Origin of the sequence: Buttiauxella sp. 3AFRM03 (genome assembly GCF_003675305.1) — a bacterium.
Lineage (GTDB): Bacteria > Pseudomonadota > Gammaproteobacteria > Enterobacterales > Enterobacteriaceae > Buttiauxella > Buttiauxella ferragutiae.
On record NZ_CP033076.1, the window covers coordinates 812,776 to 835,993 of the forward strand.

The 23,218-nt window shown below is 48.1% G+C and carries 21 protein-coding genes; 8 read left to right on the top strand and 13 right to left on the bottom strand.

Features of this window, described 5'->3' with window-relative positions; genetic code table 11:
• The first annotated feature begins 54 nt into the window (after positions 1-54).
• The 3 genes from D8682_RS05165 to cmoB are packed head-to-tail and all read left to right on the top strand — an operon-like array spanning position 55 to position 2,209.
• Positions 55-450 carry an MAPEG family protein gene (locus D8682_RS05165; protein WP_064545876.1) on the top strand — a complete coding sequence of 132 codons (396 nt, stop codon included), beginning with the start codon at positions 55-57 and terminating at the stop codon, positions 448-450.
• A gap of 47 nt (positions 451-497) precedes the next feature.
• Positions 498-1,241 (top strand): carboxy-S-adenosyl-L-methionine synthase CmoA, encoded by a 744-nt coding sequence (cmoA, locus tag D8682_RS05170; protein ID WP_064545874.1) that lies wholly within the window; start codon positions 498-500, stop codon positions 1,239-1,241.
• The gene (gene cmoB, locus D8682_RS05175; RefSeq protein ID WP_121813709.1) at positions 1,238-2,209 is read left to right on the top strand and encodes a tRNA 5-methoxyuridine(34)/uridine 5-oxyacetic acid(34) synthase CmoB; all 972 of its coding nucleotides are present in this window, start codon (positions 1,238-1,240) and stop codon (positions 2,207-2,209) included. The genes cmoA and cmoB overlap by 4 nt, the downstream gene beginning before the upstream one ends.
• A 184-nt stretch (positions 2,210-2,393) precedes the next feature.
• Here cmoB and D8682_RS05180 read toward each other — a convergent pair whose 3' ends face one another.
• The 5 genes from D8682_RS05180 to D8682_RS05200 all read right to left on the bottom strand — a co-directional run bounded on the left by D8682_RS05180 (position 2,394) and on the right by D8682_RS05200 (position 7,267).
• Positions 2,394-2,612, bottom strand: a complete 219-nt coding sequence (locus tag D8682_RS05180; RefSeq protein ID WP_064545870.1) for an acyl carrier protein — start codon at positions 2,610-2,612, stop codon at positions 2,394-2,396.
• Between the two features lie 18 nt (positions 2,613-2,630).
• Positions 2,631-4,067 carry an AMP-binding protein gene (locus tag D8682_RS05185; RefSeq protein ID WP_121813710.1) on the bottom strand — a complete coding sequence of 479 codons (1,437 nt, stop codon included), beginning with the start codon at positions 4,065-4,067 and terminating at the stop codon, positions 2,631-2,633.
• Positions 4,064-5,185 carry an MBOAT family O-acyltransferase gene (locus D8682_RS05190; RefSeq protein WP_121813711.1) on the bottom strand — a complete coding sequence of 374 codons (1,122 nt, stop codon included), beginning with the start codon at positions 5,183-5,185 and terminating at the stop codon, positions 4,064-4,066. The genes D8682_RS05185 and D8682_RS05190 overlap by 4 nt, the downstream gene beginning before the upstream one ends.
• Positions 5,186-5,311: 126 nt before the next feature.
• On the bottom strand, positions 5,312-6,451 hold the full coding sequence (locus D8682_RS05195; RefSeq protein WP_121813712.1) for a D-alanyl-lipoteichoic acid biosynthesis protein DltD: 1,140 nt from the start codon (positions 6,449-6,451) through the stop codon (positions 5,312-5,314).
• A gap of 291 nt (positions 6,452-6,742) precedes the next feature.
• Positions 6,743-7,267 (bottom strand): DUF1003 domain-containing protein, encoded by a 525-nt coding sequence (locus D8682_RS05200; protein WP_121813713.1) that lies wholly within the window; start codon positions 7,265-7,267, stop codon positions 6,743-6,745.
• A 287-nt stretch (positions 7,268-7,554) separates the two neighbouring features.
• Here D8682_RS05200 and D8682_RS05205 point away from each other — a divergent pair, with 287 nt between their 5' ends.
• The 3 genes from D8682_RS05205 to D8682_RS05215 all read left to right on the top strand — a co-directional run bounded on the left by D8682_RS05205 (position 7,555) and on the right by D8682_RS05215 (position 10,609).
• Complete coding sequence (locus D8682_RS05205; RefSeq protein WP_064545860.1) at positions 7,555-8,259, top strand: GntR family transcriptional regulator; 705 nt, start codon at positions 7,555-7,557, stop codon at positions 8,257-8,259.
• An 8-nt stretch (positions 8,260-8,267) separates the two neighbouring features.
• The gene (locus tag D8682_RS05210; protein ID WP_064546015.1) at positions 8,268-9,224 is read left to right on the top strand and encodes a sugar phosphate isomerase/epimerase; all 957 of its coding nucleotides are present in this window, start codon (positions 8,268-8,270) and stop codon (positions 9,222-9,224) included.
• A gap of 131 nt (positions 9,225-9,355) precedes the next feature.
• Complete coding sequence (locus D8682_RS05215) at positions 9,356-10,609, top strand: MFS transporter (RefSeq protein ID WP_121815642.1); 1,254 nt, start codon at positions 9,356-9,358, stop codon at positions 10,607-10,609.
• A 173-nt stretch (positions 10,610-10,782) separates the two neighbouring features.
• On the opposite strand, the gene cutC is transcribed toward D8682_RS05215, so the two are convergent.
• Positions 10,783-11,532, bottom strand: a complete 750-nt coding sequence (gene cutC, locus D8682_RS05220) for a copper homeostasis protein CutC (RefSeq protein ID WP_121813714.1) — start codon at positions 11,530-11,532, stop codon at positions 10,783-10,785.
• Between the two features lie 214 nt (positions 11,533-11,746).
• Here cutC and D8682_RS05225 point away from each other — a divergent pair, with 214 nt between their 5' ends.
• Positions 11,747-12,889 (top strand): MalY/PatB family protein, encoded by a 1,143-nt coding sequence (locus D8682_RS05225; RefSeq protein WP_121813715.1) that lies wholly within the window; start codon positions 11,747-11,749, stop codon positions 12,887-12,889.
• On the opposite strand, the gene D8682_RS05230 is transcribed toward D8682_RS05225, so the two are convergent.
• Positions 12,878-13,444, bottom strand: a complete 567-nt coding sequence (locus D8682_RS05230; RefSeq protein ID WP_064545852.1) for a VOC family protein — start codon at positions 13,442-13,444, stop codon at positions 12,878-12,880. The two genes, D8682_RS05225 and D8682_RS05230, sit on opposite strands and share 12 nt — an antisense overlap.
• Positions 13,445-13,692: 248 nt before the next feature.
• Between D8682_RS05230 and argS the strand changes: the two genes are divergently transcribed.
• On the top strand, positions 13,693-15,426 hold the full coding sequence (gene argS / locus D8682_RS05235) for an arginine--tRNA ligase (protein WP_064545850.1): 1,734 nt from the start codon (positions 13,693-13,695) through the stop codon (positions 15,424-15,426).
• Positions 15,427-15,473: 47 nt separating this feature from the next.
• Here argS and lpxA read toward each other — a convergent pair whose 3' ends face one another.
• The 6 genes from lpxA to flhB all read right to left on the bottom strand — a co-directional run bounded on the left by lpxA (position 15,474) and on the right by flhB (position 23,173).
• Entirely contained in the window at positions 15,474-16,265 is a 792-nt protein-coding gene (gene lpxA / locus D8682_RS05240) for an acyl-ACP--UDP-N-acetylglucosamine O-acyltransferase (RefSeq protein WP_121813716.1), read from the bottom strand.
• Positions 16,266-16,558: 293 nt separating this feature from the next.
• Positions 16,559-17,698, bottom strand: coding sequence for a glycoside hydrolase family 105 protein (locus tag D8682_RS05245; RefSeq protein WP_064545845.1), 1,140 nt, complete (start codon positions 17,696-17,698; stop codon positions 16,559-16,561).
• Entirely contained in the window at positions 17,698-19,287 is a 1,590-nt protein-coding gene (locus tag D8682_RS05250) for an MFS transporter (protein WP_064545843.1), read from the bottom strand. Before D8682_RS05250 ends, D8682_RS05245 begins: the two co-directional genes overlap by 1 nt.
• A gap of 268 nt (positions 19,288-19,555) precedes the next feature.
• A complete protein-coding gene (locus D8682_RS05255) occupies positions 19,556-19,933 on the bottom strand; it encodes a flagellar protein FlhE (RefSeq protein ID WP_370090814.1) in 378 nt (125 codons plus the stop codon).
• A gap of 14 nt (positions 19,934-19,947) precedes the next feature.
• Entirely contained in the window at positions 19,948-22,029 is a 2,082-nt protein-coding gene (gene flhA, locus D8682_RS05260) for a flagellar biosynthesis protein FlhA (protein WP_121813717.1), read from the bottom strand.
• A complete protein-coding gene (gene flhB / locus D8682_RS05265; RefSeq protein ID WP_121813718.1) occupies positions 22,022-23,173 on the bottom strand; it encodes a flagellar biosynthesis protein FlhB in 1,152 nt (383 codons plus the stop codon). The genes flhA and flhB overlap by 8 nt, the downstream gene beginning before the upstream one ends.
• Between the last annotated feature and the right edge of the window lie 45 nt (positions 23,174-23,218).

Here is a 23,218-nt window from a genome sequence, read left to right on the forward strand (position 1 = left end):
TAGGTTGCACTGCTATTATATGCAGTGCTGGAACTATCTCTAAAGGATGTGAGTATGGTAAGCGCGCTCTACGCCGTTTTGGGTGCTTTGTTGCTGATTAAGTTCTCGTTTGATGTTGTCCGTATGCGTTCGCAATACCGGGTCTCTTATGGTGATGGTGGCTTTAGCGAACTTCAGAGTGCGATTCGTATTCACGGTAATGCGGTGGAATATATTCCTGTCGCATTGCTGCTTTTATTATTGATGGAAATGAACGGCGCTGAAACCTGGATGGTGCATGTTAGTGGGTTGCTGCTGATTGTTGGCCGCCTGATGCATGCGCACGGTTTTCACCACCGTTTAATCCGCTGGCGTCGTTCCGGCATGAGCGCCACCTGGGCTTCATTGATCCTGATGGTGCTGGCTAATCTGTGGTATATGCCATGGGAGTTGGTTTTCTCGCTGCATTAACGCAAAATATGCCCCTTTCGAAATTTCGAATTTCCGGATTTAACATTATGTCTGACCGCGATACCTTGTTTTCCGCCCCGATCGCCAAATTAGGTGACTGGACCTTTGACGAACGCGTAGCTGAAGTGTTCCCCGATATGATTCAACGTTCGGTACCGGGCTACTCGAATATCATTTCGATGATTGGCATGCTGGCGGAGCGCTTTGTGGCACCGGGTAGCCAGGTTTACGATCTTGGCTGTTCACTTGGCGCGGCAACGTTATCGGTGCGTCGTAACATCCAGCACGACAACTGCAAAATTATCGCGGTAGATAACTCCCCTGCTATGGTCGAGCGCTGCCGCCGTCATCTTGACGCCTTCAAAGCGCAAACTCCGGTCGAGGTCATCGAAGGTGATATCCGCGATATTGTTATCGAAAATGCCTCGATGGTGGTGCTGAATTTCACCCTGCAATTTCTTGAACCCGATGACCGCAAACTGCTGCTGGAAAAAATCTATCAGGGGCTGAACCCTGGCGGCGCGTTAGTGCTGTCGGAAAAATTCAGTTTTGAAGATGGCGAAGTCGGCGAATTGCTGTTCAATATGCACCACGATTTTAAACGTGCGAACGGCTACAGCGAGCTGGAAATCAGCCAAAAGCGCAGCATGCTGGAAAACGTGATGCTCACCGACTCTGTCGAAACACATAAAAAACGCCTCAAACAAGCCGGATTTGACCACGCAGAATTATGGTTCCAGTGCTTTAACTTTGGCTCTTTGGTTGCACTGAAATCAGGAACGCCTGCATGATCGACTTTGGTAATTTTTATCAGCTTATCGCAAAAAGCCCGCTGGCCCCGTGGCTGGAAACACTGTCGGCGCAAATTGCCACCTGGCAGCGCGAGAACCTGCACGGTCAATTCAAACACTGGTACAACACCGTTGAATACCTGCCTGAACTAGCGCCATATCGCCTGGATTTATTGCACAGCGTAACGGCAGAATCTGAGGCACCGCTCAGCGATGGTCAGCGTCTGGGTATTGAAAAACTGCTACGCAACCTGATGCCATGGCGCAAAGGGCCATATTCGCTGTATGGCGTGGACATCGACACCGAATGGCGTTCAGACCTGAAGTGGGATCGTGTTTTGCCACACATTTCTCCACTTACCGGGCGCACGATTCTGGATGTCGGCTGCGGGAGCGGTTATCACCTGTGGCGCATGATTGGCGCGGGCGCGCATCTGGCTGTGGGTATCGACCCAATGCAACTGTTCGTTTGCCAGTTCGAAGCGGTGCGTAAGCTGCTGGGTAATGACCAACGCGCGCATGTCCTGCCACTTGGCATTGAGCAACTGCCAGAGCTGAACATCTTTGATACCGTCTTTTCGATGGGGGTGTTGTATCACCGCCGTTCACCGCTCGACCACCTTTACCAGTTGAAAAATCAGTTAGCCAAAGACGGTGAACTGGTGCTGGAAACGTTGGTGGTAGAAGGCGACGAAAATACGGTACTGGTGCCTGGCGAACGCTACGCGCAAATGCGTAACGTCTATTACATTCCATCGGCATTAGCGTTGAAAAACTGGCTGGAGAAATGTGGTTTTGTTGACGTAAAAATTGTCGACCATTGCTACACCACCAGCGAAGAACAGCGCCGCACTAGCTGGCTGACGACCGAATCGCTGGCCGATTTCCTTGACCCGAATGACAGTAGCAAAACTATCGAAGGCTACCCTGCCCCGCTACGTGCCGTTCTGGTGGCGCGCAAACCGTAATATTATCTGCACAATCCAGCCCCGATAAATCTCGGGGCTTGAGACTGATGACAAACTTCTTCGTAGGTCAGATAAGCGCAGCGTCATCCGACACCACTGGCGTAAATGGTGGATGACGCTAACGCTTATCCACCCTACAAAACACATTTATCACCCTTTGTCAGCAATCTGGGCTTTTTATACCTCAGGCGTTTTCTTCAATCCATGCCGCAAGCGTTGCGGGTGTTTTCAACACACTGGCAACGTCCGTCGGTGGAATAGCACAGCCAAATTCTGCCTGCACTTCCAGAACGATATCTACCGCAGTAATTGAATCAAGAATATAGGATTCAATAAGCTCGTCGTTAAACGCGACTTTGCGGGACAACACATTTTCAAATATCGCTAATACTTTCTGTTCCATATATATGCCCTTAGATCTTCAGCAGGTACGCGCCTGAACATCGAGTAATTTACGGTCAATTTTGCCGTTAGTGTTAAGAGGTAAGGTATCCATGATGACAATCTGCGAGGGCACCATGTAAGACGGTAAAATTTGCGTGAGGTTAGCTTTAATCTCTTTTTCCGAGAGCTTTGAAGCGCAAAAGGCAGCCAGGCGTAATACAGCACCATCTTTTTTGGTCAGCGGTAAAACCACTGCTTCACTGACGCCTGAAAGCGCAAGCAATCGGCTTTCAATTTCATGAATTTCAATACGATAGCCATTGAGTTTAATCTGGCTGTCGTTACGCCCCTGGCAATATAAATACTCTTTACCCGCGCGCCCTAAATCACCGCTTTTGTAGCCGCGCCAATGCTTACTTTCATTCCACAAAAGCTTTTCAGCATTCTCTTTTGGTAATCCAAGATAGCCTCGCATCACATTTTTACCCCAGATAATTAATTCGTTATCTGCGGTAATTTCCATTTCTGAATGCGGCATCATCGCGCCGATAGGCAATAGATCTCCTTCTTCGTGCAGGATCTCATCGCTTATCTCAATCACTGTGGTGGCAATCGTTGCCTCTGTTGGGCCATAAGAGTTGAGTATTTTTGCCTCAGGGAAAAGACGGCGCAGATGTTTTACCAGGGTTTTGCTCAGCACCTCACCAATAAAGACAAAAACTTTCAGATCGCAGAGATATTCTGCACGAAATTCTGGTAGCAATAATTTTTGATAAGCGAAAGATGGAGTAGAAACCCATACAGAGACTTTTTGCTGTTGCAAATGGGCTAGCCAGTTATCCGCAGTAATATCCTCTTTAGCATTAAGCACGATATGACCGCCAGTCGCCAAATTGCCGAGTAATGGAATTAACGATAAATCAAAACTGAATACCGCGTGATTCATCAGCACCGGATGCGCAGGCAAAGAAAAATCATTACGAACCCACTGCATGAAATTCCAGACGCTTTCGCGACCAATCTGCACTCCTTTGGGTTTACCGGTGCTCCCCGAAGTAAACATAATGTAGGCTAAATCCTGCTCTTCCAACTGCTGAGCCGTGACTCCGGTTGCTACAAATGCCTTTTGCTGAACATCGTAATAATAAGGCGCACCAGCTAATTCACAGATTTCTTTCAAGCGTTCTGCCGGATAGATATTATCAACTGGAATATAGGGGATTTGATGTAATAAACAACTATAAATGGCGCTGGCAAACTCTGCTTGTTGATGTCCATAAAGCACCACAGGAACATTCTTGGCGAGTTTTAGCACAGCAAAACGTTCCGCCCAGTCAAGCACAGCACAACCGAGTTGCTGCCAGCTCAAACTATTATCGCTGCCACTTATCGCCAATTGCTGAGCGTTTTTCGGTTCAAGTAACACAGCATGTAGATAATCACTTAGCTGTTGTAATTCGTCATTATTCTTCATACAGGAGACATTCCGCTAAAAATATAAAGAGAGGCTGCTGCACTTGCCAGCGTCAACATTCGCCCCATAAAGACAATTAAAGGCATTTTTAACCATGTGGACATTTTTTGGCTGCGCTTTGCCAGCCAAAGGATCATATTGTGAATAACCGATATGCCACCAAACAACGCACCGCTGACAACGTAATTCAGCTCCAGTCCATTCCAGGCTCCCATGCAAAACAGCGTGCAGAAAATACCGATATTTTGCGCTGTCACTTTGTGGTTTCTGAAAAACTCAACCTTCATCAGATTCATATAAATCGGCATAAAGACTACGTCTCGCAACCACTCCGATAAGCTAATATGGAACCGACGCCAGAAATCTTGCGGGTTTTTTGCCAGTATCGGTAAATTGAAATTGGCGGGTAAATTCAGCCCAAACAAACGCCCGGCGCCTATCGCCATATTGCTGTAACCCGCAAAATCAAAATACAGATAGAAGCTATATGCCAGCGACATCACTACGCCAACAGTCAGCGTAAAAGGCCGATGGCTCCAGTGGCTAATCACCAGGTTATCAATCAACATGGCAAACAAAAATTTCTGCACGATGCCATAAAAGATTTGTTCCATAGATTGCAGGAACACCGCAGTTGTCAGCCGAAATTTAGGTTGAGTGATATCCTGAACCCAGCTTCGCCAGCGATACATCGGCCCGGCGAGAATAACAAAGGGTAAAAAGAGGTAGCTAAAGTACTGGAAGAAATTGCGGGAATCTTTCTTATTGCGATAAAGTAAAACGTCCACCGCTCTGAAAGTCATGAAAGAAAGACCTAACATTCCCCAATGATTATTCAGATGTAATTTAACCAGAACCAATGGCAGTAAACTCAATGTCACCGACTGCCAGGTTTTCAGCCACGACTTATCTTTTAAGACCGCAATCACGTATAAATACGCAAACATCAATAATGGAATAGTTATCTGGTTTTTGAAAACGTATCCCCAGACAGCAATTAACGCAAATGCAGTAAACAGTGAAGCGTAGGTCAATCGGTTACCCAGCAAACGATTAACGCCTGCAAACAATAGCGAACTGGCAAACAATACAGCAAAGAAAGGTGCACTGGTATACATTCACTGACTCCTAAAATTGCTGATATTCAAAATGCAATTTGATATTCATGCTGTTATCCACTGAAGACCATGTCACGATGGTTACCAGCAGAAACAGATAAAGGAAAAAGAGTCGGATGGCTTTTTTCATTTTTTGAATGCCTCGGAAATAAAACGGTCCATGGCCACCCATGCCAGTTCAGTAGGATGAAGACGATCCCAGTTCCATCCCGGTTGATAGCTTTGGTCGTACATATCAAAATAAGGCGTGTTATATTTTTTCAACGTCTGCTGGATGAAACGATCTGTCGGCTGGAATTTATCAGTATTCTTTAGCGCCCACGGATTAAGCGGATCGATAATGACGACGACATTAACCTGGCGTTCATGCAGCAGCTTCATCATTGCTATAAACGCCTCTTTTTCTCGGCCCGATGGAGGCGCGGTATACCAATCTTCTGGCGTTTTATCGTCGGCAAATATCTCTTGATCCATCCATAACGTGGCGGCACTTTCATGACGAGCACGGTTAAGTTGCTGGGCTTGCTGTAATTCTGCATTCCAGTTAATATTTAACTCGTTAGCGGGCGCCACCGGCCACGGCTGCGTATTTGACTGGCGAATATGTGCCAGTGATAAGAAATAATCTCTGATCATTTCGCAGAATGAAGAGAACTGATATTTAATTTCACGCCAGACAATTTTTGTGTGCCAGCCAAAAATACGCATCTGGCTAAAAGTGAGATGATCCACATCTTGCGCATCGATATGGGTTAAATAATGGGTCAAAACAGGACGCATAGTGGCATCTGACATTAATGGTTTAAACACCGAGTCCGGGAAATGGTCAGCGAAAATCGTCGGAGGAATACCATCAAAAAAGAAACTATCGGGTGACAAGAGCAATACCAGTTTCGTTTTTGGTGACAGATCTTGTTTAAAGCGCGTCAGCAAGGCGAGTTGCGTCATGTTATCGACGAAGCTATCACCGTAGGCCACAGTGGGCTGATGCAGTTTGGTATTAAAAAAATTATATACCGCAAAATGCTCATCTTCAGACGTGGCAACTTCCGATGCTCCGAGGAAGAAAATGGCGTTACCATTCAGAGCATGTGAAATGGTTGCCATTTTCTCTGCCTGAACTTTACGTGTACCTTCCATTGTTTTTATTAATGGTAGAAATTTTAATGCCGGTTGTAAGCTATCGATAAAAGGTGGAATGGTTAAAACCAAAGCAGCAAGGATTGCCATGGAAATGTGCAATAAAATAGCTTTATTTATTTTCATGATCGGCACAACTTTATCGAAACCAAATAAAATAGAAAATATTACTCTATCAACATATTTCTAAAGGGATTTTGATAATAAAGAAATGGACCACTCTATTCATTGAGTGATTGGTATCCGTATGTAACGCTATGTACAAAGCAACAAAAATAACCAATATTTAACAAATTAGCTACAATCACCCATTTTATTGCGGCCATTATGTATATCGAGAATCAAAGTCTCAGAGAACGGCTATGACGCAGAGAACATCTCTATGCTGGGTCGCCATGCATAACGCTCACAGCATGTCTATTTCACTAGTTGTTTATGCAACTGTTCAGCTATTTTCTCGATGCGTTCTGTTAGCTCTTTAGTGACATTGGTTAGCTCAGTATTCATCTCAATCAATTTGATCATCTGTTCGGCTTGTTCTGCTGCAAATTTTAATCGTTTTTCATTGGCCTGCGCTAAATCTTCCCGATGCAAAGCATCAGCTTCCCCGTGTGCTTTATCCCTTTCGGCCTGGCGCGTTTGCGCAAGTAAAATGAGTGGAGCGGCATAAGCAGCCTGGAGACTAAATGCCAGGTTTAACAAGATAAATGGATAGAGGTCAAAATGGCTCACGCCCGTAACGTTAAGAACGATCCAAACTAAAACAATAAGAGTTTGTGCGCCAAGAAAAAAAGGCGTGCCAAAAAACCGGGCAAACGCTTCAGCTTTTAATGCAAACCAACTTTCCCCGAAGGTTGGCATTAAATGCTGGTGAATACGATGGAAACGTAAATGATCGCGATTCGTTATTTTGCCAGATGGCTCTTTGCTGGATAACGTCATTTTCACTACTCCTCAGCCATTAATGGATATTAATAAAACTAAAGTCTAGCAGAGGATTAAAGCGCGTTTCGGGGAGGGTTTCGGGAAAAAAGAGCACAGGAAAAGTCTGAGAAGAAAAAGATGACAGGATCTGCCCATTCAAAGAAAGAAGCATCAAGCCTTTACTCTACAATGCCGATATCTGAGATCAAAGGCACAAATTATGATCATGTTTTGAGAAATAACTTGCCGTTTCATCAGAATATCTTACCGTAGGGAAAAATTGGTTTATACCAGTCTGGCGAAAAATGAAAAATATAAGCAATGTAGATATCAACAGAGAACGCCTGGAAAGGTGGTTATCTGAGACAAATTTGACACCGGGTTCACGGCTTCCTTCAGAGCGGGAACTATGTGAATTGCTGGATACCCGAAGAATGACATTACGGCAAGTTTTGCTGGAGTTGGAAGTTGCATCCCTTATCTTCAGGAAAAATCGTAGCGGCTGGTTTATTGCCCCCAAGCGATTCATCTATAACCCTAAAGCACAGTCCAGCTTTAATGCAGAAGCCCGGGCGCAGGGGCGGCAACCATTTTGGGGATACCTGGAAGAAGAACAGTGCGAAGTGCCCCCCCTTAATGTGGCAAAGGCTTTCTCAGATAATTCTCGCAGTTATCGGGTTACTGGCTGGTGTGGCCTTGATGGGCACAAAGTTTTTTATCACGAGTCTTATATTGATGCTGACTTTGCCCCTGACTTTATCAAAAAAATAAACAATCAGTCATTTGCAGATGTCTGGGAAAAAGAATATGGCCAGTTTTTGAGTATAAAAAGCATGCTATTTAAGCCCGTAAAAATACCCGACCAGGCATGCAAGGAATTAGGTGTTGCGCCAAATTCGTTCGTTATTCTGGTTGAAAAGCATCGGGCAACGCGTGAAAAAAGAGTCGTTCAAGTTGACTTCGAATACTGGAGATTGGAGTCCGTTGAACTATATATCCAGGATGAATGAGGGTAAAAATGAAAACATCTGAAAGAGTCTGCCTTGCTGAGCGAGCCAGGAATATCCCCCTGTATTTACATGCCTACGCATTTCATTTAAATATGCGATACGAACGAATTTTGCCAGGAGATCTACTGGATATCGCACATCAGAACCAATTACGGGGTGTGAAAATTCATGTTGAAGATGGTGAGTCTCAGGCATTACAAATGCTGAGTGACCTTCAGTTAATTGATTTCAGGAAGAAAGCAGAAAACTACGGTCTTGATGTTAATATTGAGACAAGCGCTTCTGATCAAAAAACTCTGAATGATGCCATCAGGATTGCCCACCTGACAGGCGCATCATCAGTACGTTTTTATCCTCGCTATGAAGGGCATCTGCAAGATGTAATGAAAAAAATAAGCCTGGATATAGAATACTTATCTCAATTTGATGATTGCGGCTTAACATTCACAATTGAGCAGCATGAAGATTTGAAAGGGGAGGAACTGGTCAGCTTAGTAAAACATAGCGGGATGAAGAATCTCTCAATTCTTTTTGATTTTGGCAATATGATCAATGCTAACGAAAAACCACTCGACGCCCTACGCGCAATGGCTCCTTATATAACACAAGTACATGTAAAAGATGCCAAAATCATTAAGGATAATTCCGGATGGGCGCATGAAGCATGCCGCTCGGGGTATGGGGAATTACCAATGGAAGACATGCTCAGGGAGTTACTGCTGCTTGGAGAAGATAAGCCCCAGGTAATTTCTTTCGGACTGGAGGAAGAAGTCGAATACTTCGCCCCTGCTTTCCGTTTCGATGATGAAGGCGATAATCCATGGATACCCTGGAGAACCGCAAGTTATACGCCACTTCCTGAAACCGATAAAGTTGATGAACGCCTTGCTCAGGAAGCAGAACACGCAATAGAGCAAATACACTACGTCAGAAATATATGTAATAAATTTATTAACGAAAAATAATTTAAAGTATTTCCAATCAACATCACAGGCACAATTTACATAACTTTCTAATCACAGTGACATTGCTCAATCGTGAATATAGAAAGTTAATCTCTCTACGCTTCTATGTAAGTGAAGGAATAATTATGTTCATGAACAAGTGGGCACGACTGTGTTTTTTAGTCCTTGGCGGTGGAACGATATTTAAGCTTTCAAGTATGAAGGATGTATTTTACGTCCCAATGCAAAATGATTGGGGTTTAACTAACACACAGATTGGTCTTGGTTTTACTGTATATACAATAGTCCAGACAACAGGGCTATTTCTTTCTCTTTATATTGCTGACCGCTACTCTAAGAAAATACTGTTACCCTTTGGATTGATTGGTGTTGGACTATGTGGGTTGTATTTATCAACCCTGCCTTCATTTACAGGCTTCCTGCTTTGCTTTGCAGCAATGGCCTTCTTTGGGGATGTTATTTTCTGGCCCGTGTTATTAAAAGCGGTACGCCTGCTGGGAAATAAAGAAGAACAAGGACGAATGTTTGGTTTCCTTGAGGCTGGACGTGGCGTAGTGGATGTCATTGTCGCATCAGGAGCATTGTTTATTTTTGTTCAATTCGGCGAGGGAAAAGCAGGCATGCAGGCTGGTCTACTTTTCTACACGCTAATAACACTTGCTGTAGGTGTTGTTACATACTTCATTGTTGATGATGATGACAAAGTTACCACTCAGGATAACAGCAATGCGAATATGGAAGTCATCAGAGGTATCAAGCATGTCCTTTCCTGTGCAAACGTCTGGCTGGCTGCATTTGGCATATTCTTTGTATATGCGGCTTACTGTGGATTAACTTATTTCATTCCTTTCTTAAAGGATATCTATATGTTACCCGTTGCCCTTGTTGGGGCCTACGGTATCATCAACCAATATGCGTTAAAAATGGTCGGTGGTCCTATTGGTGGATTCCTTGCCGATAAAGTAACCAAATCTCCGACAGTCTATTTGAAGTGGACATTCCTGCTCGCTGCTATTGCCATGATCTGCTTCATTCAGTTACCTCACCAATCCATGAATGTCTATGTAGGTATGGCGGTAACGTTAGGATTTGGCGCAATAATATTTTCCCAACGTGCGATATTCTTTGCTCCGATGGATGAGATCGGAATATCACGTCAGTATAGTGGTTCAGCAATGGCATTTGGTTGCATCATAGGTTACATGCCAGCAATGTTTGCTTATACCCTATACGGTGCTCTTCTGGATAATTTTAAAGGAATTACCGGATATAATTATGTATTTAGCATGATGGTAACCTTCAGCCTGCTTGGCTTCGTGTGCTCTACAGTTCTCGCCAGAAGAATTAAGAAGCAAAAAACGGTATTAGAAATAACATCCGCATAATCTTAGTTTTCCATTTATTATTTCTCAAATAATCAACTGTATTTATGACGAGAAATAGAAAATAAGCTTATAGATATAAATAAAAAAAGCCCCAGCAATACGCTGGGGCCTGGTACGAGCGAGCATCACATGGGCAACATGATGCACGGTCAAAAACTTTCAGCCTTCATCTTTCAAGTTGCAGGCTCACTTGCAACCAACACGGCCTTCATTGCAGCCACCACGTCGCCATCAACGCAGTAACGGTTAAATTCATCAGCTTCGACATCAGCACTCATTGATACACCCGCTTTACGGTAACGCATCGGTGAAGCCACTGTCTGCCCGGCAGAGCTATGCATTTCATCAATGCCGCCTTCGACAAACTTTTTCAAGTTGCTCAGCCTGACGCCTGCACCCGCCATTATTATTGGAGCACGGGAAAGCTGTTTTAGTTCCCTTAGTAGTGAAAGTCCTAGTTCAGCATTCTGCTGCTGGCCTGAAGTCAGGATGCGTGCCACGCCCAATTCGGTTAATTGCTCCAGCGCCTGATGAGGGTTATGGCACATATCGAACGCACGGTGGAACGTTACCGCCATTCCTTGAGCTTGTTCCATCACCCGCTTCATGCGAGGAACATCAATATGCCCTTCACCATCGAGCATGCCGATAACCAACCCCGGATACCCCAATTCACGCACGAACGCGATGTCTTCGAGCATGGTTTCAAATTCAGCATCTGTGTAACAAAAATCGCCGCCGCGCGGGCGAATAATTGGATGTACGGGGATCGAAACTCGTTGCTTCACCTGGCGTAACACGCCCGCAGACGGGGTCAAGCCCCCCTCTTTTGGCGCGGCACACAACTCAATTCTGTCCGCTCCTGCTTGTTGCGCCGTGACTGCACAGTCAATTCCATAACAACATATCTCAAGCAAAGGCATTGATTACTCCTTAAAAATCTTCAGCCTGGTGGTTGTGCCACTGGTTCAGAATGATAATCTGAAACGACGCTCCCAAAAAGGTAGCTTTACTCTAAATAGTTCGAGTTGCAGGTAGGCGGCAAAGGAGATTATCCGATGAGCTTACTTGAGTAAGTGATTCGGATAATTGAGAGCAGCCAACCCCCCTGCAACTTGAAATATGACGAGTATAATCATGGCATTCAATTTTGATGAAGGCATCGACCGTCGTCACAGCGACAGCTCGAAGTGGAATAAATATGGTGATGAAGTTTTACCAATGTGGGTGGCGGATATGGACTTTCGCTCACCTCCTTGTATCCTCGATGCGCTCCATCAGCGGGTTGAACACGGCGTTTTCGGCTACGGTGTCAGGCCACAAGAGTTAATAGAAGTGGTCATTGAACGCATGGCTAGCCGCTATCAATGGCAGATTAAACCTGAGTGGATTGTCATTTTGCCCGGCGTGGTTGCGGGGCTGAATTTAAGTGTCAGAGCCTTCACCTCACCGAATGAATCAACGATTGCCCCCACACCAATTTACCCCCCGTTTAGAAAATCATCCGCTTTTGCCCAGCGTCCACAGCTCAATGCGCCATTACGTCTGGAAAATGGCCGCTGGGTTATAGATTTACCGTCACTCGAACCCTTGCTCACCGGCAAAGAAAAACTGCTGATGCTGTGTAATCCGCAAAACCCTGGCGGTACCGTTTATCGTCGCGAAGAATTGCAGCAGCAACTCGAGTTTGCACAACGCCATGATTTAATTGTCTGTTCGGATGAGATCCATGGTGATTTGTTACTTGAGCCTGATGCGAAACATATTCCTTTCGCAACACTGAGTGCAGACGCTGAACAACGTTCCATTACCCTGCTCTCGCCATCCAAAACCTTTAATATCGCTGGTCTTGGCGCATCACTGGCGATTATCCCTGACCCGCAATTACGTAAGCAATTCAATACCACGCGTGATGGCATTGTGCCGAGCGTTGATGTGCTGGCATTGACCGCCGCGACCGCAGCCTGGCGTGATGGTGAATCCTGGTTGCAGGAGTTATTACCGTATTTGCGTCGCAACCGCGACCGCCTGGTAAGCGCGATTAACAATATACCTGGTTTGACCATGGCAATACCGCAAGCGACTTATCTGGGATGGGTGGATGCAACGGCTTTACCGGTCGACAACCCTACGTTGTTCTTCCAGAAAGCCGGCCTGGGCTTCTCGCCAGGCACCGACTTTGGCGAGGCAAAATTCGTGCGGATTAACTTCGGTTGCACATCGGCAAACCTTGAAGAAGCGATTAAACGAATGAAGGCGGCTGTACAATCAATCCGCTAGCTCACTGGCAACAATCTCTTCAATACTCCACGGATGGAATTTGATGGTCACTTTGCCGTCCGTGACCGCCAGTGTTGGGTTTGGCAAGCGTTCACGTTCACCTTTTGGCGAACTGGTTTTCACCGAAATTCCCGTCTGGCGCAACCCCGCGTCAGACATTAAATCCAGCGCCCGCGCATTCAGTGTTGCAGGCTCGCCCGGCAGCACAATTTCCACATGTTCCCAACCTTCATGCGGGTAGCGTTTTTCACCCGGCCACGGCAGTTCAACGACGCTAAATTTCCAGTGTGCAACACAAATCGGTTCATCGAGCTTAAACAGGCAAATTGGCCGGTCATTAATGATATTTTCTGAAAGCAACGTCCCACATTTTTCCAGACCTTCGCGCCAACGTTGCGCCGTTGTATTTTGATGGCAACGCAATGAAATGTGATCGGCGTCAAGCGGAGCTATTTCCAGGTCAAGGCGCGCAGCAAGGTTAGCTAACGCTTCGGTAAAACGCGGGAGATCCGCTGAAATATCATTCAGTTGTTCAATTGTCTGCCAGTTGGCCATCGCCCTATCCTCTCAAATCACGAATGGGGGCTAATCTACCTTTTTCATTCAGCATCACCAACACCCATTGGGCGGCTAATTTTCTGAATGGTTAAACCCTATACCGTTAAGAGTAGTACAGGGCGCACTGGGCAAGGCTTTTGCTGACTCAAGGGATTAAATACAGTTATACTTACGCCCTAATTTTATCCCCAACGATACGGCTGCTGTAAATTAACGGCTGCCATAAGCAAAAGTAAGGTATCCCGGTGAATATTCAGGCTCTTCTCTCAGATAAAGTCAGTCAGGCACTGATTGCCGCAGGTGCGCCTGCGGATTGCGAACCGCAAGTTCGTCAGTCAGCAAAAGTTCAGTTCGGCGACTATCAGGCCAATGGCGTGATGTCAGTTGCGAAATCACTGGGCAAGCCACCACGACAAGTCGCAGAGTTGGTGATTGCGAATCTGGATTTGACCGGCATTGCCAGCAAAGTTGAAATCGCCGGCCCTGGCTTCATCAATATTTTCCTCGACCCGGAATTCCTGGCGAAAAGTGTCGATGCGGCAGTCAGCTCAGATCGCGTAGGCGTGACCATTTCCGAACCGAAAACCGTGGTGGTTGATTACTCTGCGCCAAACGTGGCGAAAGAAATGCACGTCGGTCACGTGCGTTCCACCATCATTGGTGATGCCGCGGTGCGTACTCTGGAATTCCTCGGCCATAAAGTTATCCGCGCTAACCACGTTGGTGACTGGGGTACGCAGTTCGGCATGCTGATCGCGTATCTCGAAAAACAGCAGCAAGAAAATGCCGGTGAAATGGCGCTGTCCGATCTCGAAGAGTTTTATCGCGCCGCGAAAAAGCATTACGACGAAGATGCTGAGTTTGCCGAACGCGCTCGTGCATATGTGGTGAAACTGCAAGGCGGTGATGAATACTGCCGCACCATGTGGCGCAAACTGGTCGATGTGACCATGACGCAAAACCAAATTACTTACCAGCGCCTGAACGTGACCCTGACCCGCGACGACGTGATGGGTGAAAGCCTGTACAACCCAATGCTGCCGGGCATTGTCGCTGACCTGAAAGCAAAAGGTCTGGCGGTTGAAAGCGAAGGCGCAACCGTGGTCTTCCTCGACGAATACCAGAATAAAGAAGGTGAGCCGATGGGCGTCATCATCCAGAAAAAGGATGGCGGCTACCTGTACACCACGACCGATATCGCGTGTGCGAAATATCGTTATGAAACCCTGCATGCTGACCGCGTGCTGTACTTCATCGACTCCCGCCAGCACCAGCACCTGATGCAGGCGTGGACCATCGTGCGCAAAGCCGGTTACGTGCCAGATTCTGTACCGTTAGAGCACCATATGTTCGGCATGATGCTGGGCAAAGACGGCAAACCGTTCAAAACCCGTTCCGGTGGCACCGTAAAACTGACCGACCTGCTGGATGAAGCGCTGGAACGCGCACGCCGCCTGGTGACTGAGAAAAACCCGGATATGCCTGCTGACGAACTGGAAGCGCTGGCAAATGCAGTCGGTATTGGTGCGGTGAAATACGCGGATCTTTCGAAGAACCGTACCACCGACTATATCTTCGACTGGGACAACATGCTGGCCTTTGAAGGTAATACTGCGCCGTATATGCAGTATGCCTACACACGTGTGCTTTCCGTGTTCCGCAAAGCCGCTATCGACGAAACAGAACTGCTAAAAGCGCCAGTCGTGATTCGTGAAGATCGTGAAGCCCAGTTGGCGGCACGTTTGCTGCAATTCGAAGAAACGCTGAATGTGGTTGCGCGTGACGGTACGCCGCATGTGATGTGTACTTATCTGTACGATGTTGCCGGTCTGTTCTCTGGTTTCTATGAGCACTGCCCAATTCTGGCCGCAGACTCTGAAGAAGCACGTAACAGCCGCCTGAAACTGGCGCTGCTGACAGCGAAAACGCTGAAATTAGGTCTGGATACTCTGGGTATCGAAACCGTAGAACGTATGTAACAGTACAAGGCTCGCCGTTTTATACGGCGAGCCTGCTTTGAATGAGTTTAACGAATAATCCCACGCGCTGAATGCGCAAAAAACCGTTCATAAACAGCCGCAATAGCGAAATCGCTGAGCGATGCTTTTACCGCGATCTTCACTTCATCAATCGATAAAGACTGCTGATACAGCATGCTATAAAGCGTATGCACAAAATCCTGCTGCCTGGCTTCTAATGCCAAAAAGGCTGCTGCATTAACATCTACGCCGGTAGGTCTCGCATGGTTACCATAGGCCATCACGAATGGTGGAATATCCTGCACCACGCCCGACTGGTCTGCCACTCTGGCATGTGCGCCCAACACACAAAACTGGTGAATGGCACACAGGAAACCAACCTGCGCCCCATCATCAAGAATCACATGCCCGGCTAATCCGCTGTTGTCGCCCATCAACGTGCCGTTACCCACTACGCAATCATGGCCGATGTGAACACCATCGAGAAAGCGATTGTCATTGCCAATCAAGGTGGTACCTTGCCCCTGAATTGTGCCGCGATGAAGTGTGGATTTTGTGCCAATCTGATTACGGTCACCAATGACTAGCTTTGTCGGTTCGTTAGCGTATTTAAGATCCTGATTAACTTCACCTATAGAAGCATATTGACCAATAGTGTTATCGCGCCCAATGGTGGTAAGCCCATTAATGACAGAATGCGAGCCGACTATGGTTCCCTCGCCAATAACTACACCTGCGGAAATAACACAAAATGGACCAATGCTCACGTGAGCGCCGAGCACAACACCAGGCTCAACCACACTGTTACTGGCCACCCGAGCTAACGGGGAAATTGACATCAAATGTTTCCTGATGAAGGCACAGCAAAAACAACGCCAGCATCGGTTAATTATTAATCCAGAACGTGGATCAACAAGCAGGGAGAGATGAACGGGAAGCGCAGCCTCGCCATTCGAATATCGTTAAGGGGGGAAAGCAGTGGAAGGCTTATCGACGACATGAATAATAATGAAATGCGCGACACAATACGCCATTTATTTATTATTAAATTGGCGGAACTTTGCAGTAATGACGAGTCTATTTGATTTTATGAAAAATTGCAGACCCGGTTCCCCAGGCCTGCACGATGAACTTACAGATAAATGCGCAGATACTCACCCAGACAGAGGATCGCCATCGCCTGGCCGTATGGCATAGACGTCAGTGGGATCTGGCGATAGAACTCCAGATTACTGCCCATTCCCGTACCAAATGAAACCTGCAACAACTCCCCATCTGGCGAGATATTTTTCACAACACCCTTCATCGCCTTTTCCGCCACTTCGGCATACTGTTTGCCGATATAGCGCTTACGGATACCTTTCAGAATGCCGTAGGCAAAACCTGCCGTCGCTGACGCTTCCAGATAGGAATTTGGGTCATCAAGCAAGGTGTGCCACAAACCGCTCTCATCCTGGCATTTTGCCAACGCAGCCACCTGGCTTTCCAGTACTTGCACCAGATAACGACGCACCGCGTTATTTTCTGGCAAATCGACAAGCTCAAGGAAGTCAGGAATCACAATGGTCAGCCAGCTATTGCCACGCGCCCAACGCGCCTGAGCAAAGTTATGGTTACCTTCGTAATTCCAGCCGTGGAACCACAGCCCGGTTTCACGGTCCATCAAGTTCTGTACGTGCAGCAGGAACTGATAAGTTGCTTCTTCGACATATTCCGGGCGATTAAGCAATTTGCCAATTTTCGCCAGCGGCAACACGGTCATCATCAGCGTGTCATCCCACATTTGCTGATGGTTCTCTTCCGCCAGCGTAATGTGTTGCATGCCACCGTGTTCGGTGCGCGGCATTTCGTACATCGCCCACTCCGCCCAGCTTTCCAGCCACGGTAAATATGACGGATCGCGCGTTTCTTCGTAGCGATACGCCAGCGTCAGGAATGGCGCCATAGTATTGACGTTTTTGGTGGTTGCACCTTCAGCAAAACGGTCGGTGAACCAGTCATCAATAATCTCACACATCTTCTTATCGCCAGTCTGACGATAATATTGATAAATGCCGTACAAGCCGACCCCATGAGTCCACTCCCAACCTGCCCAGCCTTTGGTATCAATGACTCGTCCGTCATCCAGACGCAGCAAGAATTGGCCCGTTTCATCCTTAATATTAATCAGATTGTCCGTCACCTTGTGGATCAGGGTATTAAGCTCATCCCGGGCAATAAAATGCTCCGGCTGGCACAGTAATGGGCTGTGTTTGACGGGATAAATGATCATTAACTTAACCTCTGTGATGTATTCGAATTTAATGCTGAAGCCTTTTTCAACGATGGTGCTGCAGGCTTGTTACGATTGAGATAACCAATATTGTTGTTGCCCCATAGCGAGTCATATGGCATGCCTGCCAGCAGTTCTACAGTCGCTCGCGCTTCTGGGGTAATTGCTTCCGGCACCGCGCGGCCAGCCTCACGCATCTTCGCTGTTTCTTCACGTAGCACACTGTGAGTTTGCATATTCAATTTAAAGCGTAAGGAAATTAAGAAACCGCAAATCAGTACCGCGACCGTACCAAAACTCAGAATCATTAAAATGGTATGGCTTACCGCAGGTGGCTGCGTGGTCTGCCCGGAAACAAAACCGGAAAACTGCATCACAATACCCACCAGCATCACCGCACCAGCCTGAGAGGCTTTACGCGTCAGAGTCATAATCCCGGCGAAGATACCTTCACGGCGTTGGCCGGTAATAACTTCGTCCACATCTGCAATGTAAGTGTAGATGTTCCACGGTACGTAGTTGATACCGCCGCGGCCCAGACCAGCAAGTGCAGAAACCAGCAACAGCAACGAGAAGACGTCGCTTAAACCGGCGTAATACAGCACCGCGAAAGAAATGGAGCTCATACCGAACAATGTCACCACTAAACGGTAAGAAGGTGCCGGGCCGTACTTAATACACAGCGGGATCATGCCGATAACCGCGACAAATTGCAGAATGGCCATCGTACCCATCAGGCTGGATGCCATCGCTGCACTTTGCATCAACACAAACACCACGTAATAGGTAAACACAGCGTTGAACACGTCCTGCGCGATGTAGCCGCCCAGATACATACCGAGGTGTTGACGGAAAATCTTCACTCGCAACGTTGAGGTAAGCTCAACGTTCAGACGTTTCATACTCTGAGCAAAGGTCAGGTTTTTCTTCTCTTCTTCGGCGCGCAGTGCGGCTTCCGTCCACTCGCTACGCGGGCGTTCCCAGGTAAAGAACCACACCAGAGTCAGTACAATTGCGCAGATTGAAGCGAAGACCAGGCTTGAGTAGAAGAAGGAAATCGCGTTGTCTTTACCAAAGTGACTTAACAGAATACCCGGCAGGAATGCGGCAAGAATTGCCGACAACTGTGCCATTGAGATACGCGCACCGGAGAATTTCGTTTTCTGCTTAAAGTCATCTGTCATTTCCGGTACCAGTGTTTCGTAAGGCACCAGAATCATGGTGTAGACCACGTCAAAAATCAGATAGGTTACCAGGTAATACCAGTAACTCATCTCACCAACCCACATGAAGCTGTAGCTGAAGACTAATGGGATGCCGAGCAGAATAAAGAACTTACGGCGACCGAAACGTTTACCAAGCCAGGTAGAACCAAAGTTATCGGTCAGGAAGCCCATCAACGGACTGACGACCGCATCAAGCACGCGGGCCAGGGCGAAAATGAATGTCGCCTCAATCGGAGTCAGTCCACAGAAAGTAGTATAGAAATAGAGTAGCCATGCAGCGGTCAACGCAGTTGTGCCTGCACCAAGAAAGTCGCCCGATCCATAGGCAAGATAGTTTGCTAATCCAATCTTACGTGTTTTCATTGCCGTCAAACCCCGTTGCTTTTGTTATAAGAGATTGCTCGTTCTGGCGCCTTTTGGTGCCTGCGAGAATCTTAGGAAGCTAAGGTAAAATGACCCGGTAATTGAAACCTTTCCATTTTTGCCATGCCCTGGCGGATATTGGCAAAATCACAAAGAGTCCTGGCACCTGCCTCACCATTTTATAAAACAATGGTTTATTTTTATCAAAAGAGAGTGTTAGAAATGAGGTGCTGAAAGGAAAAAACCGCACAAAATGCGGCTTTGAGGGTTAATGATAATTTACGATAACCTGATTACTACGGACCTTTAGTGGCGGAAAAAGGGAACCACCACCGGGTACTTCCCAGACAAAACGCAGCGGTTCATTTGCCGCCACATTGGTTAACCCGCGCGTATTACCACTCTGCCCTTCTATCTCAACGCAGCGCGACAACGAGCATAATCTGACCAGCAATCCTGCGGGCGTTGGCCCAATCAACTCATAGCGCCAGGCGACCATTGTCATCACGCCACTTACCGCTTGTGACGGAGCCAACGCACGCGATGACGCAGCAACTCCGCGGTGGCTGAGTGTTGCGCCTACGCCACTTGCCTGCCATGCCCCTTCGCCTGCGGCATGGGCCATAAAGGGTAAAAATATGAGCATCCACCAGCGCCCCATCATTTCGCTCCGATAGTCGCAGTCATACGGATGTTACGATTTTCCGAAAGCTCAAGGCTGGAAAGCACCATTAATTGCGGCAGGCTACGGCGCAAGAAGCGCGCCAGTAGTGGGCGCAACGCGTGGTTGACCAACAACACTGGCGGTGCGCCGAGCATTTCCTGGCGCTTCAGGGCATCCTGAGCCTGCTCTAGCAGACGATCCGCAAGCCCCGGTTCAAGCCCACCGCCACCTTGCAACGCCTGCAATAACAAGCGTTCCAGCGCTGCATCAAGGCCAATAACCTGGACTTCGCCATTCCCCGGGAACCACTGTTGGGTAATCGCGCGGCCAAGTGCGACACGCACCACTGCGGTTAACTCATGTGGGTCACTCTGCACTGGCGCGTGCTCCGCGAGGGTTTCCAGAATGGTGCGCATATCGCGAATAGGGACTTTTTCAGCCAGCAAGTTTTGCAGCACTTTATGCAGTGTGGTCAGCGTCACCACCCCAGGCACCAGATCTTCGGTTAGCTTAGGCATTTCTTGCGAGACACGGTCGAGCAATTGCTGCGCTTCCTGGCGGCCAAACAACTCAGGGGCAAACTGTCCAATCAGATGATTCAGGTGGGTAGCGACGACGGTACTGGCTTCCACCACTGTAAAGCCCTGAATCTGCGCCTGCTCTTTTAAGGCGCTTTCAATCCAGGTGGCCGCAAGACCAAAAGCGGGATCGGTGGTCGTTTCGCCCGGCAGCGTACCTGCTGCAGTACCAGGGTTGATGGCGAGCCAACGACCCGGATAAGCATCACCGCTACCAATTTCGACGCCTTTCATCAGAATGCGATAACGCGCTGGCGGCAAATCCATGTTGTCACGGATATGTACCACCGGCGGCAGAAAGCCCATATCTTGCGCGAATTTCTTACGGATACTGCGGATACGCCCTAACAACTCGCCGTCTTGCTGGAAATCGACCATCGGGATCAAGCGATAACCGACTTCCATTCCCAGCGAGTCTTCGAGCTGAACATCATTCCACGTTGCTTCAACTGCCTGCGGGTTTTCTTGCGGTTTCACGGGAGCCGCTGGCGCTGCAGGTGACTCCATCTGTCGGCCACGCATCCACCAGGCCAAAGCCAGCAATGCTGCGGTGAACAGCAAGAAGACGAAGTTAGGCATTCCAGGCACCATGCCGAGCAGCCCTAACACGGCCGCACTGAGCATCATCACTCGCGGGTTGTTGAACAGTTGGGTCACCATCTGCTCGCCGACGTCTTGATCGGTTGCCACGCGGGTCACAATGACGCCTGCCGCCGTTGAGATAACCAGTGCAGGGATCTGCGCGACCAAACCATCACCAATGGTCAGTAGCGTATAGCTTTCTGCCGCAGCACCCACAGCCATATCATGTTGCAGGACACCCACCAACAAGCCACCGACCACGTTAATCACCATGATCATCAGACCGGCTACGGCATCACCACGTACGAACTTACTGGCACCGTCCATCGAGCCGTAAAAATCCGCCTCCTGAGTCACTTCAGAACGGCGTTTTTTGGCCTCTTCTTCACCAATCAACCCGGCATTCAGGTCGGCATCAATCGCCATCTGCTTACCTGGCATACCATCCAACACAAAACGTGCCCCCACTTCGGCAATGCGCCCGGCACCTTTGGTGATAACCATAAAGTTGATGATAACGAGGATGATGAACACCACGATACCGATGGCAAAGTTCCCACCCACCAGGAAGTGGCCGAAGGCTTCAACGACTTTACCCGCCGCCGCACCACCGGTGTGACCATCCATCAAAATGATACGCGTGGAAGCCACGTTCAGCGCCAGGCGCAATAACGTGGTAAACAGCAAAATGGTCGGGAAGGCGGCAAACTCCAGGGTCTTCTGGGTGAACATTGCCACCAACAGCACCATGATGGACAGCGCGATGTTAAAGGTGAACAGCAAATCCAGTACAAACGCGGGGAGCGGCAGCACCATCATCGACAAGATCAGCAGGATAAGTATCGGCCCGGCAAGAATCTGCCATTGCCCTGATTTCATTGTGGCAGGCAGACGCAACGTAGCGAGCAAATTAGCCATCGGAGTCCTTCTCGTTTGCAAAGTCCAGTGCTTCAGGCACCGGAAGATTTTCAGGTTTTTTCGGGATTAAACCACCAGCGACACGCCAGCGTCGCAGTTGCCATACCCACGCCAACACTTCTGCCACGGCGGAATACAACTGGCCGGGAATTTGTTGACCAATTTCCGCGTGGCGATATAACGCACGTGCCAGCGGAGGCGCTTCCAGCATCGGAATACGGTGTTCGTTGCCAATTTCACGGATACGCAGAGCAACCAAACCCGCACCTTTCGCCAGAACTTTGGGCGCACTCATTTTGTTTTCGTCGTACTGCAACGCCACGGAATAGTGTGTGGGGTTGGTGACAATCACATCGGCCTTTGGGACATCAGCCATCATGCGGCGGCGCGCAATTGCCCGCTGCTGCTGACGTATACGGCCTTTTACGTGCGGGTCACCTTCTTGCTGCTTAAATTCGTCGCGGATATCCTGGCGGCTCATGCGCAATTTTTTCAGGTTGCTGAAAATCTGGAAAAACACGTCAAAGCCAACCATTGGCGTCAACCCCAGCACAATCAACATGCCGCACACCGCCACCATATTTAGCGCGTGGCCTAACGCCGCCAAAGGAGGTTCACTCATCAACCGCATCATTTCCGGCCATTTGTGCAGCAAATACCAGGCCGTGACGCTGCCCACCAAAATGGCTTTCAGGATAGCTTTGAGTAATTCAGCTCCGGCTTGCGCGGAAAACATGCGCCCTAACCCAGCGATCGGGTTCATTTTGCTGAACTTAAACTGTATTGATTTGCCACTAAATAACAGACCGCCCAGCAGCGTCGGTGCGGCAATGGCCACAATCACCAAACCAAAAATCAATGGTAACAATGCCCACACTGCCTGTTTAATCAACAAACTGATCTGGCCGACGATAAGATTTGGGTCGTTAATTATGCTGTGGTCAAAGTGCAAACCAGCTGACAACATCGCAGCCAGTTGCCGTGCTAGTGGTTCTCCTCCCAGCCAGATAATGCTGATTCCCACCAGCAGCATCAGCAGTGAGGTTAATTCACGGGAACGTGGGATCTGCCCATCTTCGCGAGCTTTTTCAAGTCGGTGGGGTGTGGGTGCTTCTGTTTTATCGTCGTCGCTTTCTTCAGACACCGCAACAATCTCATGGCCGCAATTACCAGCACAGCATGCCAGAGG

Excerpts from the sequence above, each read along its gene's own strand:
- D8682_RS05165 (WP_064545876.1), top strand. The coding sequence starts at position 55 with ATGGTAAGCGCGCTCTACGCCGTTTTGGGTGCTTTGTTGCTGATTAAG.
- cmoA (WP_064545874.1), top strand. The coding sequence starts at position 498 with ATGTCTGACCGCGATACCTTGTTTTCCGCCCCGATCGCCAAATTAGGT.
- cmoB (WP_121813709.1), top strand. The coding sequence starts at position 1,238 with ATGATCGACTTTGGTAATTTTTATCAGCTTATCGCAAAAAGCCCGCTG.
- D8682_RS05180 (WP_064545870.1), bottom strand. The coding sequence starts at position 2,612 with ATGGAACAGAAAGTATTAGCGATATTTGAAAATGTGTTGTCCCGCAAA.
- D8682_RS05185 (WP_121813710.1), bottom strand. The coding sequence starts at position 4,067 with ATGAAGAATAATGACGAATTACAACAGCTAAGTGATTATCTACATGCT.
- D8682_RS05190 (WP_121813711.1), bottom strand. The coding sequence starts at position 5,185 with ATGTATACCAGTGCACCTTTCTTTGCTGTATTGTTTGCCAGTTCGCTA.
- D8682_RS05195 (WP_121813712.1), bottom strand. The coding sequence starts at position 6,451 with ATGAAAATAAATAAAGCTATTTTATTGCACATTTCCATGGCAATCCTT.
- D8682_RS05200 (WP_121813713.1), bottom strand. The coding sequence starts at position 7,267 with ATGACGTTATCCAGCAAAGAGCCATCTGGCAAAATAACGAATCGCGAT.
- D8682_RS05205 (WP_064545860.1), top strand. The coding sequence starts at position 7,555 with ATGAAAAATATAAGCAATGTAGATATCAACAGAGAACGCCTGGAAAGG.
- D8682_RS05210 (WP_064546015.1), top strand. The coding sequence starts at position 8,268 with ATGAAAACATCTGAAAGAGTCTGCCTTGCTGAGCGAGCCAGGAATATC.
- D8682_RS05215 (WP_121815642.1), top strand. The coding sequence starts at position 9,356 with ATGAACAAGTGGGCACGACTGTGTTTTTTAGTCCTTGGCGGTGGAACG.
- cutC (WP_121813714.1), bottom strand. The coding sequence starts at position 11,532 with ATGCCTTTGCTTGAGATATGTTGTTATGGAATTGACTGTGCAGTCACG.
- D8682_RS05225 (WP_121813715.1), top strand. The coding sequence starts at position 11,747 with ATGGCATTCAATTTTGATGAAGGCATCGACCGTCGTCACAGCGACAGC.
- D8682_RS05230 (WP_064545852.1), bottom strand. The coding sequence starts at position 13,444 with ATGGCCAACTGGCAGACAATTGAACAACTGAATGATATTTCAGCGGAT.
- lpxA (WP_121813716.1), bottom strand. The coding sequence starts at position 16,265 with ATGTCAATTTCCCCGTTAGCTCGGGTGGCCAGTAACAGTGTGGTTGAG.
- D8682_RS05245 (WP_064545845.1), bottom strand. The coding sequence starts at position 17,698 with ATGATCATTTATCCCGTCAAACACAGCCCATTACTGTGCCAGCCGGAG.
- D8682_RS05250 (WP_064545843.1), bottom strand. The coding sequence starts at position 19,287 with ATGAAAACACGTAAGATTGGATTAGCAAACTATCTTGCCTATGGATCG.
- D8682_RS05255 (WP_370090814.1), bottom strand. The coding sequence starts at position 19,933 with ATGCTCATATTTTTACCCTTTATGGCCCATGCCGCAGGCGAAGGGGCA.
- flhA (WP_121813717.1), bottom strand. The coding sequence starts at position 22,029 with ATGGCTAATTTGCTCGCTACGTTGCGTCTGCCTGCCACAATGAAATCA.